At 40.1% G+C, this 13,909-nt stretch carries 12 protein-coding genes; 4 read left to right on the plus strand and 8 right to left on the minus strand.

Annotation, left to right across the window (positions count from 1 at the left end; genetic code table 11):
• Positions 1 to 2: 2 nt before the first annotated feature.
• Positions 3 to 1,076, plus strand: a complete 1,074-nt coding sequence (gene oleD, locus PING_RS10370) for a 2-alkyl-3-oxoalkanoate reductase (protein WP_011770325.1) — start codon at positions 3 to 5, stop codon at positions 1,074 to 1,076.
• A 515-nt stretch (positions 1,077 to 1,591) separates the two neighbouring features.
• On the plus strand, positions 1,592 to 1,906 hold the full coding sequence (locus PING_RS10375; protein WP_011770326.1) for a hypothetical protein: 315 nt from the start codon (positions 1,592 to 1,594) through the stop codon (positions 1,904 to 1,906).
• Positions 1,907 to 1,996: 90 nt separating this feature from the next.
• Here the strand turns inward: PING_RS10375 and PING_RS10380 are convergent, their stop codons facing one another.
• From PING_RS10380 to PING_RS19500, 3 genes are all read right to left on the minus strand, one after another.
• Positions 1,997 to 2,326, minus strand: coding sequence for a hypothetical protein (locus PING_RS10380; RefSeq protein ID WP_157035347.1), 330 nt, complete (start codon positions 2,324 to 2,326; stop codon positions 1,997 to 1,999).
• Positions 2,327 to 2,476: 150 nt separating this feature from the next.
• Positions 2,477 to 2,752: a hypothetical protein gene (locus tag PING_RS10385; protein ID WP_157035348.1), complete on the minus strand. Its 276-nt coding sequence runs from the start codon at positions 2,750 to 2,752 to the stop codon at positions 2,477 to 2,479.
• A gap of 687 nt (positions 2,753 to 3,439) precedes the next feature.
• Entirely contained in the window at positions 3,440 to 3,832 is a 393-nt protein-coding gene (locus PING_RS19500; protein WP_011770327.1) for a hypothetical protein, read from the minus strand.
• A 458-nt stretch (positions 3,833 to 4,290) separates the two neighbouring features.
• Here PING_RS19500 and PING_RS10395 point away from each other — a divergent pair, with 458 nt between their 5' ends.
• Positions 4,291 to 5,742 (plus strand): glyceraldehyde-3-phosphate dehydrogenase, encoded by a 1,452-nt coding sequence (locus tag PING_RS10395; RefSeq protein ID WP_011770328.1) that lies wholly within the window; start codon positions 4,291 to 4,293, stop codon positions 5,740 to 5,742.
• Between the two features lie 407 nt (positions 5,743 to 6,149).
• On the opposite strand, the gene PING_RS10400 is transcribed toward PING_RS10395, so the two are convergent.
• Positions 6,150 to 7,262, minus strand: a complete 1,113-nt coding sequence (locus PING_RS10400) for a TerD family protein (protein ID WP_011770329.1) — start codon at positions 7,260 to 7,262, stop codon at positions 6,150 to 6,152.
• A 575-nt stretch (positions 7,263 to 7,837) separates the two neighbouring features.
• Entirely contained in the window at positions 7,838 to 10,012 is a 2,175-nt protein-coding gene (locus tag PING_RS10405; RefSeq protein WP_011770330.1) for a putative bifunctional diguanylate cyclase/phosphodiesterase, read from the minus strand.
• A 370-nt stretch (positions 10,013 to 10,382) separates the two neighbouring features.
• On the opposite strand from PING_RS10405, the gene PING_RS10410 reads away from it, so the two are divergent.
• Positions 10,383 to 10,586 carry a hypothetical protein gene (locus PING_RS10410; protein WP_011770331.1) on the plus strand — a complete coding sequence of 68 codons (204 nt, stop codon included), beginning with the start codon at positions 10,383 to 10,385 and terminating at the stop codon, positions 10,584 to 10,586.
• 28 nt (positions 10,587 to 10,614) lie between these two features.
• On the opposite strand, the gene PING_RS10415 is transcribed toward PING_RS10410, so the two are convergent.
• The 3 genes from PING_RS10415 to PING_RS10425 form a co-directional block, all read right to left on the minus strand.
• The gene (locus PING_RS10415) at positions 10,615 to 11,841 is read right to left on the minus strand and encodes an ABC transporter substrate-binding protein (RefSeq protein WP_011770332.1); all 1,227 of its coding nucleotides are present in this window, start codon (positions 11,839 to 11,841) and stop codon (positions 10,615 to 10,617) included.
• Positions 11,842 to 12,148: 307 nt separating this feature from the next.
• Complete coding sequence (locus tag PING_RS10420; protein ID WP_011770333.1) at positions 12,149 to 13,000, minus strand: carbohydrate ABC transporter permease; 852 nt, start codon at positions 12,998 to 13,000, stop codon at positions 12,149 to 12,151.
• The gene (locus PING_RS10425; RefSeq protein WP_232279354.1) at positions 13,000 to 13,908 is read right to left on the minus strand and encodes a carbohydrate ABC transporter permease; all 909 of its coding nucleotides are present in this window, start codon (positions 13,906 to 13,908) and stop codon (positions 13,000 to 13,002) included. The genes PING_RS10420 and PING_RS10425 overlap by 1 nt, the downstream gene beginning before the upstream one ends.
• Position 13,909: the final 1 nt, after the last annotated feature.

Raw genomic sequence — 13,909 nt, forward strand, 5'->3', positions numbered from 1 at the left:
TTATGCCAGTCAATAAAATTCCAACATTCAGCCACTTGAATGACCAACAACAGCTGGTTTTAAGGCGTTTATCGATACAGGTTAAAAAGGTATTTGTGACTGGTGCAGGTGGTTTTTTAGGTAAAGCATTGTGCCGTTTTTTACGCTCTGCTGATATTAATGTTATTGGCTTTGCACGTGGAGATTACCCCGAGCTTGAGCAAATGGGCGTGACCATGGTTAAAGGTGACATATCTGACAAAAAATCTCTTTTTGATGCCATGAAAGGCACTGATTTGGTCTTTCATGTCGCCTCGAAAGCCGGAGTCTGGGGCACTATGGAGTCTTATTTTAGTGCCAATATTAAAGGGACAGAAAATATTATCGGTGTCTGCCAAGACCTTAATATAAAGCGCTTGGTTTATACCAGCACACCCAGTGTGACCTTTGCGGGGAAAGATGAAAACGAAATCGACGAATCTCAGCCCTACGCTGATAATTTTTTAAACTTTTATGCTTTATCTAAAGCGATTGCAGAAGCCGAAATCCTAGGCTCAAATTCAGCAGCGCTTAAAACGGTTGCTCTTCGCCCCCACCTTATTTGGGGACCGGGCGATCCGCACCTTGTGCCTCGCGTATTACAACGGGCCAAATCGGGACGGCTTAAACTGGTGGGTAAAACAGACAAGCTGGTCGATACTACCTATATTGATAACGCGGTTTACGCGCATCTTTTAGCGGCTGTTAACCTAAGTAAAGCAAACCCAAACTGTGCAGGAAAAGCATATTTTGTCAGTAACGATCAACCAATATTGATGGCAGAAATGCTTAATAAAATTCTTGCTTGCCAAGGTTTAAAACCAATCGACGCACGTATTCCGGCGCCGCTTGCTTATGTTATTGGTGCCACACTGGAGTGGGTTTATTTGTATTTGAACATTAAAAAAGAGCCCCCTATCACTCGTTTTGTCGCACGTCAGCTGTCAACTAGCCATTATTTCAATATCAGCGCCGCTAAAAATGATATTGGTTATCAACCTATTGTGAGTATCGATCAGGGCATGGAAAAACTGAAAGAGTCACTGGCGGAGAGCTGAAGACTATCGGCGATCGGCTGTCGGCTGTCGGCTGTCGGCGATCAGCTGTGGGCTTTCGGCTGCGGGCTGCGAGAAGGCGAGCTGCGGGCTACGAGTGGCGAGCTGTCGGCTGTCGGCTGTCGGCTGTCGGCTCATGATATAAAACATTCCTAATACCTAGTTAAAAAACCCCAGAGAAACTTACATACCGGCATGACCGGAACTTATTAATGGATGACTCCGTTGATTTGTAGTGTGCCATTTTAAAGATTTTTCCAGTGATAGGCATCACCCTGCAGGTTATATTTGAGAGTTAGTAAATTTAAATTATAAATCAATAGGTTATGATCTTCTTTTAAAATGAGATAGGTGGCACATTAACACCTATCCCAAAGTGAAAATTTCCTAAATTTTCACTTAACACATTGATTTATTGAGGTTAAATAGATGTTGTTGTGATTATTTATCATGAGATAGGTATCGTGGCTTTTCCTGCATAGTGATGCTTATAAGCTGTTAGCATTCAAGGAGTCCCCGTGACTAAATTAAAGTGTCCAACTTGTGTCAGTTTTAGGGAGTTAGATGCCCACCTCTTTGAGCTAGCAACATATTGTGAATACCTTGAAAACCAGGTTCGATATGAAGGTGAAGAGGGAACTCAATATGTTTCAACTGAAACGATTGGAAGTTGGTTAAAGTTAGCAGCTCAATTAGAAAAAGTGGATATTAATACTTGGAAGTTTGCTGATGACTCAGGTATGTATTGTCGTCCTGCAGCTGATGCTTATAACTCTGATATGAAACATTACTCGTCATACTCAACAGCATTAACTAACCTGAGATCGGGTTAAGTAGTTAAAGGGGCTGAATTTAACGCGTGTTTAAGTACCTCAACGAGCGGAGATCCATAAGGCGAGATTAAAATATTTTAAATCAAGGGGTTAATGTAAATATCGATGCAAGATATTCTTCTTGGCAATCCAAAATTTACCTGTATGTTCAGCGTAAGAAGCTAATTCTTCTAACGATCCTACTGCCTCATGATAATTTTTTCCAAAATTATTCGCTAATTCACACCAGGTTTCATCATCAATCCCTAATACATGAAGTAATTGTGGTTGAGACCCTAGTATCACACCCCGCTTATCATTCCGTAATACTCTGCTTGTCCAATCCAGTAATTCCAGATAATCAATCAGCGAAAAAGGGATCCCTTCGGATGACTGCTGAGCCTCATCGCCTACAAAACCATAAAGGCTTGATAGAGACATTTTCGGGTGCCGCGGTGATCTGTTGACTGGCTTTACCATGGATTCGCTCATGGACAGAGGTGTATTCTGAGCGCTCTATGCTATTGGCCATTTTGGCGCGTATTGGGTTCAAATCAACGTAAGCCATGCAGGTAAGCAACGCATTTTCATCTAATAGCGCCTGCGATTTAAAGCGCCCCTCCCACCAAAATATTTAGGGAAAATATTGGAATAGCTTTGGCTGGCCCGCAGGGTGAGCGCCATGGATGGCAGCGAATAAAATCTACCGGCGCAATTATCTTCTTTATTCGCTTTACGGGCGAAATAAAAAAGATGGGACATCCACATCTTTTGATAAATAAACCAAACCAATGCGGCTAGGTAATTTCCGTACGTTTTTCTTGTTTGCTCGATGACTTTAGCAAAGGAAATCATGGAAGATTTCATTAGGCTCGGCTCTGCACATGGATGTGCTGTCCGAGCCGGTGCGTTAAGAAGTTATTGAGCAGACAAGAATAAAAAACGTCTAGGCGAATTGAACGACAGTTCAGGATTATGAGCGGGACAGGCTTTGCCGTCCCTGTATACGGCATTCTTTTGGGCGAGTTATGCGACAGCATAATGTCATGAGCGGGCTAAGCTCTGCGTGACCTGTTTTCTTTTGCTGTTGAAAGAGCATGACTCCCTCGAACTGCGAAACTGCGTTTCTATTTCTCATCGTCTACACGCCGTCAAGGGCGGAAGACCAACAATGCAAGTTACACAAAGCGCTAACAAGCGAAAGCTTACGAATAACCAATGCGGCTACCAGAGATGCGGTCAAGTCTTTCGTTGTGTAACCACTTAATTGATAAGATTAGATGATAACCCTATTGCGAGTATTTGACTCTGCAAGACGAAAGACTTCGCCCTCGTGATTCTTATAACAGCTTCAGCTGACTTCGAAGAAGTGAATAACAGGGATGTTATTCACTTAGTAAGGGTATCAACCAGAGAAACTTGTGTTGCACGAAATCGCGTCATAATGAGCTCCTAATCATTCAAAATAGTGTCTGAAAAAATATAGAAGCAGATTAATATTTAGTCAATTAGATAGCTGTCCATCTATTACCAGCTAGTTATTGCCGGCGTGAACTACTTTGTGATTTGTTTCAACTTTGCGGCATCTGCGTCGGTAGCGTGATGATTTAGACTCAGCAAAATGCTAGCTAAGTCTTTAACTGCAGCAGGTGCAGTTACATCTTCTGTAATCGCTTTCAGCTTGGGTTTGTCCGTGTCGGCAGCCTTGTGTTTAAAATTCAACAGTGCCTGTGCAATAATTTTCTCATCAGCAGTAGTAGTGGCCTCGACAGCCACTTTTTCCAACTTAACTTTGTCAGCTTCGCTTGCATAATGCTGCAGATTGATCATAAATTCTGCCATAGTGCGCGTCGCGCTACTTTCGTTGTCGTCCGCCGCAGATGCGCCAGGGATGGCGAGTAGCAACATGGAGAAAATAATTGGAGATGCAATTCTAAGTAAGTTCATAACATATTTTCCTTTTAAAAAAGATAGGTTTCAATCCAACAGACTGCCCATATTTGCCAGCAGCCTGTCTCAATATAGCATAGTTGTGATCTTATCAACCTGACTCAATTTATTTGAGTAGCAACCATAGGTGTCCACAATTGCAATAGTACACATCTCCAAGCAAAGCTCCCTTATTGGCTACCTGAGCACAGGCGATGGGGTCAAGTCTTTCGTTGTGTAACCACTTGATTGATAAGATTAGATAATAACCCTATTGCGAGCATTTGACACTGCAAAATGAAAAACTTGACACTAATGGCACTTTAACCTTTCCGCTGTCTCACTTTTACTAGTGCATTTAAGGTTTTACTTTGTCAAAGCGAACCAAACAGGCATAATTTATACCTAATTTTGATATAATGGGTAGTTATATAGCTCTTTGTCATAAAATATTGTTAAAAATGAAAGGTAGACGCATGAACCAAGTTATTTCTAATACCTGTATGCAAGATTGGTCAGATCGTGAATCGACAGTAGAAACTATGATTCCAATGATTGGCGCTTTGTACCGTAAAAAGAACATTGTTACCTCTATATACGGTCGCCCAATTATAAATCGTTCTGTTATTGACCTATTGAAAGCCCATCGCTTTGTTCGTCATATGGAAGACAAGGAGCTTTCTGTACTAGAGACGTTTCCAATCATTAATGCAATGATGTCGATGGATTTAGATCGCGCTCATGTTGATGTGGGTAAGCTTGCGGTTAAATTCCGTAACGAAGTGAATGGTAGTGATCTTGAGGCTTTCTTGAATAAAGAGCTTAATGATGCGCTTGGTCAAAATAGCCCTGCGACGAAAGAAAATCGTGATGTAGTGCTTTATGGTTTTGGTCGTATTGGTCGTTTGTTAGCACGCCTTATTATTGAAAGATCAGGCGGTGGTAATGGTTTACGTTTACGTGCAATTGTGGTTCGTAAAGGTAAAGGAAATGATCTTGAGAAGCGTGCAAGTCTATTGCGTCGGGATTCTATCCACGGCTCTTTCCGAGGAACTATATCTATAGACAAAGAAAAGAATGCGATTATTGCTAACGGTAATTACATTCAGGTTATCTATTCAGACGCCCCCGAAAATGCTGATTATGAAGCATTTGGCATTGAAAACGCATTAGTTATTGATAATACCGGTATCTGGCGTGATCAAGCTGGTCTAGAACGTCATTTGCAAGCAAAAGGGGTTTCTCGTGTATTATTGACAGCTCCAGGTAAGGGGGATATTAAGAACATTGTTTACGGTATTAATAATAACGTGATTGAAGATACGGATACTATATTATCAGCAGCTTCTTGTACGACTAATGCTATTACGCCAATATTGAAAATGATCGATAACGAATACGGTATTATTAATGGTCACGTAGAAACGATCCACTCTTATACTAACGATCAAAACTTAATTGATAACTATCACGAAGGTGATCGACGTGGTCGTGCCGCTGCATTGAATATGGTCATTACAGAAACAGGTGCTGCTTCTGCCGTTGCTAAAGCATTTCCTGAAATGGAAGGTTTACTAACGGGTAACTCTATTCGTGTTCCTACACCAAATGTATCTATGGCTATCTTATCTTTGAACCTAAAAAGTGATATTACGACTGATGGTGTTAATGCTTTCCTTCGTAAAATGTCTTTGTACTCTTCAGTTCAAAAGCAAATCGATTGGGTTAACTCTTCAGAGGTTGTATCAACCGATTTCGTTGGTAACTCACATGCAGGTATTGTCGATGCGCAAGCAACGATTACCAGTGATAAACGTGTTAATTTATATGTTTGGTATGATAATGAGTTTGGTTATAGTCATCAGGTCATTCGGATTGCACAGCAGATGTGTGGGGTGTTTTACCCAACGTATCCTATTGTGAAATAGAGCTTAAGCAGAAAGACTTTAATTATTATTGCGACATAAAAAATGTTGTTCTAACGTAGGAAATATAGCATAACCACATATTTTGTTGTGTAAAATATGTGGTTACTATCGAAGATAAAGATGGTAATAAGCAACTTCTGGGTGCTGGGGTCACCCATCAGGGATGGGGTCAGATCTTTTTTACACAGCCCCTCATGACATGACCCGAGCAATTTAGCTGATTGGGTTCGTAAAATGAACTTAGACATATCACGTGAGGCACATTACTATCGCTTCTATTGTCCGTTCAATAAAAGTGATGGTAGCTCTATATTATTTGAGTTTTGTTCTTATGCCCCTCTTAATTATTTCAAAAAATTTTAGATATAAATAAAGCCATTCGGTAAAATGATCATCAATTGATAAGGTTATTCAGTGCCAAATTTCCAGTTAAATCCCCATCCGAAGGCTGCGTCACATTCTTCGTGCCCCGAAAATAATCGATTTAATTGTTCTACATTAACAAAACCATTATTGACAGAAATTGCCGCAACAGCACAAAAATTTTTATTTTTATTCTGCTCTGTCAATTTAGTTTCAATAGGCGGCATGCCAGGAACATGCAAAGTAACTTGTGCACCTATTTTATCCCAATTAGCAACGCCTTTATAAATAAAAGTAAAAATAACAATCTGTTTTACATCTTGGAGTTTATCTCCATCAATATGTAACCATGCACCATTTTGGCTTGCCCCTGTCCGATCATTAGCTAACAATTTTATATAAGGGGAAAATTCAAAGCTATTCCCTAAAACTTGTATAATTTTACGGTCACCATTATTTAATTCAATAAATGCCCCAAAATATAAGTCAGTTTTAGAAGCGAAGAAACCACCCGCTTTTTTATTCCAATTTAAATTTACTTTGATTAAACCTAAATCACCAGCGCGTTTGGGTAAATCAACTTTGGGTGCTGATTTAGTGAGGCTTATTTTACTAAGATTGATAGGTGGAGCAATTGGCTTAGGACGCGGAGTTTGATCAGCAACATCAGTACCATCAGTACCAGTATCATTAGCAACATCAACGCCATATAATTCAGCTAAAGGCTGCAGTCCACCATTAAATCCCTGTCCCACAAAACGTACTTTCCATGCATTATTATGTTTGTAAATATCTAAAAGAATGAGCGCTTTTTCGGAACGATCTTGTGTTTCTAATAAACATTCAAAATCAGTTCCTTTTAATTTAATGTCATCCTGCTCTCCAAAAACTCCCTGATCTAATGTTGCCGTTATCGCAAAATTTTTAATGTTACTTGGGACAGTATTGAGATCAAATTCAATTGAGCTATCGCTTATTTTGACCGAACCACATACTGAATTAGGTGCACCGTAAAAAACCATTCCTTCATCACCATTTACTTTCCCATTTGCATTTAAGCAAAAAACAGACACATCTGTTTTCCTGGGTAAGTTGTGGTTTAAAGTAAATTGAAGTGTAGATAAGGCACTATTCGCACCAATTATTAACATTTTCATTCTTATTTTTACCCTAAAAGTTAATATTAAATTTTTAAAAAGCAAGAGGAAACCTAGAACACTTTCTTAACATCAGTTAAACAGGCCTACTACTGTTAATAACTGATATTACGCACCACATTGTTATAGAGCAATAAGTTACTATTTTTAGGCTGTGCTGTAAGCCCCATTCTATTTTGGGACTGACTCTGTAACATCAGTTAATAAGTGTAAACCCTCAATAATTGTAATTTGTGACGCAAAAATATCCTCTAGCCCCCTATCATATTTTTTAAATCGGAAAAGTTAAAACTAAAAGATGCATATGATCTTTGCTAACGACTGCTTTTAAGATCTCAATTTCATACACGCTAGGGTTAAGACTGAATGGCACTGCATTAAGAAATAACGCCTGTGTTTTTGGGGGCTTTTAATGAGTGAATTGTAGCAGAATGTAACGTTACTTTAAAAAAACTATTATTCATAGTGTTAGGCTTAATGCAGTGCTATTCAGACCTGCCCCTTAGGCCACTTGCATAGCTACCCTTGAAGCTTAGATCATCAATGACAGCAGGAACGATTGCCGACATATTTAGTTAAACACGTCCATCAACTAAGCAGGGAGTTTTTTCCCACTTAACTAACCAAGTTAAGACATCGTTTTCATGCATCGGTTTCGCAATGCCATACCCCTGTACAAAGTAACAGCCCAAAGAGAGTAATAACTCTCCATGCTGAGGTGTTTCGACCCCTTCAGCAATCACTTTAAGATTAAATACTTTCGCTAATTCAATGATTCCTTGGATAATTGCTTTATCGTCCGTATCTATTAACATGTCTCTCACGAATGATTGATCTATTTTTAAAGTTTCGGCGGGCAAACGCTTTAAATAGGTTAATGAAGAATAACCTGTACCAAAATCATCAATTGAAAAACGCACCCCAAGCTGGTTACACTCTTTCATCACTTTTGAAACTAACTCAATATCTTTCAGTGCGCTGCTTTCTAAAATTTCAAATTCAAGACTGCCAGCGTTGATATTAGGATACTGATCAAGCATCCTCTTCAATTCACTAACAAATTCTGCATGCTGTAAATGCAGGGGACTGATATTCACACTGATTGGAATATCAGTCCCCGAAGATAGCCAGTTTTGAGATTGTTGCAAAGCCGTTTTGATGACCCATTTTCCTATTTCGATATCTAATATATCATGCTCAACCGCAGGTAAAAACATAGCTGGAGCAAGTACTCCTCTGTCAGGATGATTCCAACGAATGAGGGCTTCGACCCCAACAACTCGATTGCTTCTGAGGTCGGTTTTAGGTTGATAATAAAGTGCAAACTCATTATTTTTTAACGCTTGAGCTATTCTTTTTAACGCTTCATTATGGTGTTTTATGGCCACGTCTTGTTCTATATCAAAAACATAACTGCGATTTTTTCCTTGCTGCTTAGCCATATACATAGCCTGATCCGCATGCCTTAACAACTGCTCGGGGCCAGCACTGTCTAGCGGATAGAATGTAACCCCAATACTGGCAGAAATTTTTAATAATTTTTTTTCAACCACCAGCGTAGAAGAAACCGACTCAAGCATACGCAACACGATTAAATCACTTTCGCGAGGGTCAGAGAGATTATCAATGACCGCCACAAATTCATCGCCACCAAAACGCGATAAGGTATCCCCCTCTCGCAACACATGCTTTAATCGTTTCGCAACTTTTTTCAATAATTCGTCACCAATAGTGTGACCATGACTGTCATTAACTGCTTTAAATCCATCTAAATCAATAAACGCGACTGCCACATATTTGTCATTACGCAAGCTTTTTGCCACGGCCTGTTGAATTCTGTCGGCTAATAAAATCCGGTTAGGTAATCCTGTTAACGGGTCATAATGTGCTGATAGTTTTAGTGCCGAGTTCGCATTCGCTAAATCAAGATTACTTTTTTCTAATTTTCTCTGATTGGCTTTCTGCTCACTGATATCTTGAAAAATCCCCGTTAGGCGAACAGCTACTCCGTCTTCCTGAGTAACAATACATGTCGTTCTTACATCTATTTTTCTACCTTTAGTGGTATAGGTTTGTAACTCAAGGTCATAACCTATTCCATTATTGATTGCCTCATCCAAAGCCTTAGAAATAATCTTTTGCGAGTCAGGCAAAAAATAACCGATACCAGCATCGACCGTAGGATTAAACTCCTCTGGAGACGTTTCATGTATTCGGTAAGTTTCATCGGTCCAAAACAAATCACCTGTTTTTAAATCTAATTTCCATCCTCCCAAGCGCCCTATTTGCTGTGATTCATTCAGCAACTGACTGGTTACAATCATCAACTCTTCGTTATTTTTTCGTTCATTAATATCTAAGTGCGTACCGATCATGCGCTTTGGCTTACCTTGCTCATCCCTTTCGACTAATTTCCCCGAAGCCAGCACCCACACATAGTGCCCCGATTTATGCTTCATTCGAGCTTCAAGCTCATAAAAATCGATTTCACCGTTAAAATGTTGTGCTAGTAGACTTTTAGCTTTTACTAAATCATCGGGGTGAAGGTTACTAGCCCAAGAGTCAAATTGAATAGGTTGTAATTCATCAAAGGTATAACCAATAATTTCTGCCCAGCGTTTATTGAATGTTAACTCCCCGGTTTGAACCTGCCAATCCCATATACCCACACCGGTAGCATTAATAACAAGCTCTAACCGTGCGTTATTATCATCTTGTTGATTATTAATCTGTGGCGTTTTATTACTCAAGTGCTTTTCCTAATATGAATTAATATTCATGTTCTTTGTTAATATTGAATAGGGCTTGATCTCTAAGGGCAGACAAAAAAATGGCTGATTTAGCTCAAAAACTGGGTTACAGGTAGAGTACAGAAAATTTTTACTTAAACCTAAAATATGTTTTACCTTACATTACTTTTTTTATCTCAACGAGGGAGCGACGTCATACATTTCTCGTTTATTATTAAACTGTCAGCACACAATTCAAAATATGAGCCTTTCGCTGTGGTGCGGAGCAGATCGATGGTTGCTCTTTTTTATTATGGTGTTGGAGGTGTCTTTATTCAAACCGAAAGGCTAAACAGTCAATCTTTTTATTGAGATTCCATATTAATCAAAAATGTATATTATCGCCAAATATGATCGTGTATTTGTGCTGTTACACAATAGAAAAATATTTTTATCTGGTGAATTAGATACCTTTGCTATTCGGGTGACTCTCATGAGCGATGAGCTGCAAGCGAAAGATGAGAGCGATGAGAGCGATGAGATGGGAGCTGTAGGAAAGAATGTAAAAGGAAGTAATGAACTTAAACTGCGTTAAGCTCACTACCAATTAACGCGCTAACAGATTATTTAAACACTCTCTGACGCACTTTTTCTAGTTGTTCAAGTATCTTATCAAGGCGATCAGGGTGAACCATAAACTCTTGGAATCCTTTCATACCAGCTTTAGCCATCGCAGGATCAGTATCACGATCATAGAATTGTGCGGTGCCCGCTGCTTCATTCAACATTTTCACGCCGGTGTTTAAGAACTCATTATCTTTAACAGCCGCTTTATTGTTGGTTGGAATCTGCAACATTTTTTTGTTGATAAGTTCCTGATTTTCTGCACGTGCAACAAACTCAAGGAACTTACGTGCATCAACTTTATTGGTCGCTTTAGAAGGAATATGTATTGTATCCATGGGTGCATCTTCCGCCATTGGAATCGCTGGATCAATAGATGGGAACTGGAAGAAGCCCATTTTACCGTCAAGCTCTTCCGGGAAGCTTGGAGTAATAAAGTTACCAATCAAGTACATAGCGGCTTGACCGTTATACAAAAATGGTTGTGCTTCCTGCCAAGAATAAGCGGCGTGGTTTTCCAGGTAATAACCCGGCTCTACTATCTCTTTCCAATTTTCAAAGGTTTTTTTAACCCGCGGATCGGTATAAGCAATTTTACCTTCCATTAATTTAATGTGGAAATCTAGACCATTTGTACGCAAGTTAAGGTAATCGAACCAACCCGCGGCCGTCCATAGGAATTTAGTGCCGATAGTGAAGGGTGCGATTTCATTTTTCTTCAGTGTTGCCGCAGCTGATTTAAACTCGTCCCATGTTTTAGGCTCCGCAATATCATACTTTTGGAAGATATCTTTACGGTAGTACATACCCCATTGATAATAAGTATATGGCACACCATATTGTTTACCGTCAACGGTCATCGCAGCAGCGGCAGAGGTAAAATCAGCCTGAAGGTCATTCTTTTCCCAGATATCACTGACATCTTCAAAAAGGCCACGATCAACGAAGGTTTTCATTCGATTACCCGCATACCAGAAAACCACATCGGGTGGTGAAGTGACCAACCAGTTACGGATAGTTGTTTTATAGGATTCATGGTCATAGAGATTATACTTAACCGTTATGTCCGGATTTTCAACTTCGAAACGGCTGATGATCTCACCCCATGCTTCTTTTGGAGCAGGGTCAGAGGCATCAGAGTTAATCACAAGCGTACTTGCATAAGCCGATGTAGCGAGGGTTGCGGTAAGTATTGCCGATGCAGCAATATGTTTTACATATTTCATATTGAGGTCCTTGTTGGCGAGCAAAATGCTCGTTGTTGTTTGATGAAAATAAGCGGGTTAGCTTATTCTCAACATGTTATGAATATTCATACCTTGCGGTATGTGCGTCACTATTTTGCCAGCCGAGAAAACAAACTGGCATGCATAGTTATCCTTTTGTCGCACCTAAGGTTAAATCTGTTATAAAATGGCGTTACATGGTTATCCTTTTGTCGCACCTAAGGTTAAATCTGTTATAAAATGGCGTTACATGGTTATCCTTTTGTCGCACCTAAGGTTAAATCTGTTATAAAATGGCGTTACATGGTTATCCTTTTGTCGCACCTAAGGTTAAACCGGTTATAAAATGGCGTTGCATGGTAAAGAACAGGAGCACGGGCGGAACCGCGGCAACAACAGCACCGGCAGACATAAACTGCCATGATGATAACCACTGTCCCTGCAGTGAACTTAACCCGGCGGTAACCGGACGGACTTCATCACTCTGCACTAAGACTAAGGCCCAGAAGAAATCATTCCAAATAAAGGTAAATACCAGTACGGCAAGTGCCGCTAATGCGGGACGCACCAGGGGTAATACAATGTGCCAGAATATTTTCCATTCACTGACCCCTTCAACCCGCGCAGCTTCAATCAATGCATCTGGAATACCAACAATAAAGTTGCGCATAAACAGCGTACAGAAACCGGCTTGGAACGCGATATGGAAAAAAATAAGTGCCCAATGCGTATCGTAAAGCCCTAAGTCGATGGTCAAATCACGCACTGGAATCATCAGAATCTGAAAAGGTACAAAGTTACCTCCGATAAAGGCGGCAAAGATCCAAACATTGCCTTTAAAGTTATACTTCGCCAGTGCAAAACCGGCTAATGTCGACAGTGCAACGGCACCGGCAACCGCAGGTAAGGTAATAAGCAAACTGTTAAGCAGATACTGTCCCATCGAAGTGGATACAAATACCTCGGTATAGTTTTCAATAAAGTTAAACGACTCCGGCCAACCCCAGTAATTACCTTTATTAATATCTTCTATCGAACGAATAGACGTTATCATTACGGCAATTAACGGCAGTAACCACAGTACAATCGAAATAGGCAGGGCAACGCGGTAGCTTATATTGGCAAAGCGGCCTGATTTTTTTATTGGTTTGGGAAACATTATTTTTCTCTCCTTAGCATACGCCATAAGAAATATGCGATATAAACATCCATGATTAAGAACAGCACGACGGATACCGCAGCACCGTAACCCATGCGATAGTTAAAGATAGATTCTTCATACATTTGATAGGCAAGCACTGACGAACTACCCCATGGGCCGCCCGCAGTCATCGTTGCCACAAGGTCAAATGAACGTAAAGCACCAATAATAGTCACCACAATCGCAATAAAGGTTGCGGGTCTTAGTTGGGGCAGCACTACATACCAGAGCATTTTTAATCTTTTAGCGCCATCTAAACGTGCGGCTTCTAATTGTTCTGCATCAAGATTATTAAGCCCGGTCATATAAAGAATCATGCAGTACGCTATCTGCGGCCAAAGACCCGCAGCAATGATCCCGAAAGTGACATAATCCTCGTTCGCCAGAATGGCTACTGGCTCAAAACCCAATGCGCCTATGGCAATATTAAACAGGCCAAAACTAGGGTCATAAAACCATGCAAACACTAAACCGACCACCACTTGGGAGATAACAAAAGGAAAGAAAAACAGGGATTTTACAATCCGAATGCCCTTAACTTGTTGATTTAGGAAAAGTGCAATTAGCAGACCAAGGGGCGGCGCAAGCATATAGAAAATTAACCATAATAAGTTATTTTTCAAAGAGGTATAAAAAGCGTCCGAATCAAATAGTTCAACATAGTTGCCAAAACCGACCCAGGTTTTTTCTCCCATACCATCCCAGTTGTAAAAGCTTAACGAGATACTGGATAAGATGGGATATAACACATAAACAGAAAAAATTATCATTGCCGGGGCTAAAAACAGCCATGGAGATAATTTCGCACTAATTCGCCTTTTTTTTCTAACCGAAGGCAATCGGCTTTTTGGGTACGTTGTTTTCACT

Origin of the sequence: Psychromonas ingrahamii 37 (assembly GCF_000015285.1) — a bacterium.
Lineage (GTDB): Bacteria > Pseudomonadota > Gammaproteobacteria > Enterobacterales > Psychromonadaceae > Psychromonas > Psychromonas ingrahamii.

What these genes read in the sequence shown, in the direction of transcription:
- PING_RS10395 (WP_011770328.1), top strand. Translation starts at nt 4,291, where the DNA reads ATGAACCAAGTTATTTCTAATACCTGTATGCAAGATTGGTCAGATCGT.
- PING_RS10410 (WP_011770331.1), top strand. Translation starts at nt 10,383, where the DNA reads ATGTATATTATCGCCAAATATGATCGTGTATTTGTGCTGTTACACAAT.
- oleD (WP_011770325.1), top strand. Translation starts at nt 3, where the DNA reads ATGCCAGTCAATAAAATTCCAACATTCAGCCACTTGAATGACCAACAA.
- PING_RS10380 (WP_157035347.1), bottom strand. Translation starts at nt 2,326, where the DNA reads ATGTCTCTATCAAGCCTTTATGGTTTTGTAGGCGATGAGGCTCAGCAG.
- PING_RS19500 (WP_011770327.1), bottom strand. Translation starts at nt 3,832, where the DNA reads ATGAACTTACTTAGAATTGCATCTCCAATTATTTTCTCCATGTTGCTA.
- PING_RS10420 (WP_011770333.1), bottom strand. Translation starts at nt 13,000, where the DNA reads ATGTTTCCCAAACCAATAAAAAAATCAGGCCGCTTTGCCAATATAAGC.
- PING_RS10415 (WP_011770332.1), bottom strand. Translation starts at nt 11,841, where the DNA reads ATGAAATATGTAAAACATATTGCTGCATCGGCAATACTTACCGCAACC.
- PING_RS10400 (WP_011770329.1), bottom strand. Translation starts at nt 7,262, where the DNA reads ATGAAAATGTTAATAATTGGTGCGAATAGTGCCTTATCTACACTTCAA.
- PING_RS10385 (WP_157035348.1), bottom strand. Translation starts at nt 2,752, where the DNA reads ATGAAATCTTCCATGATTTCCTTTGCTAAAGTCATCGAGCAAACAAGA.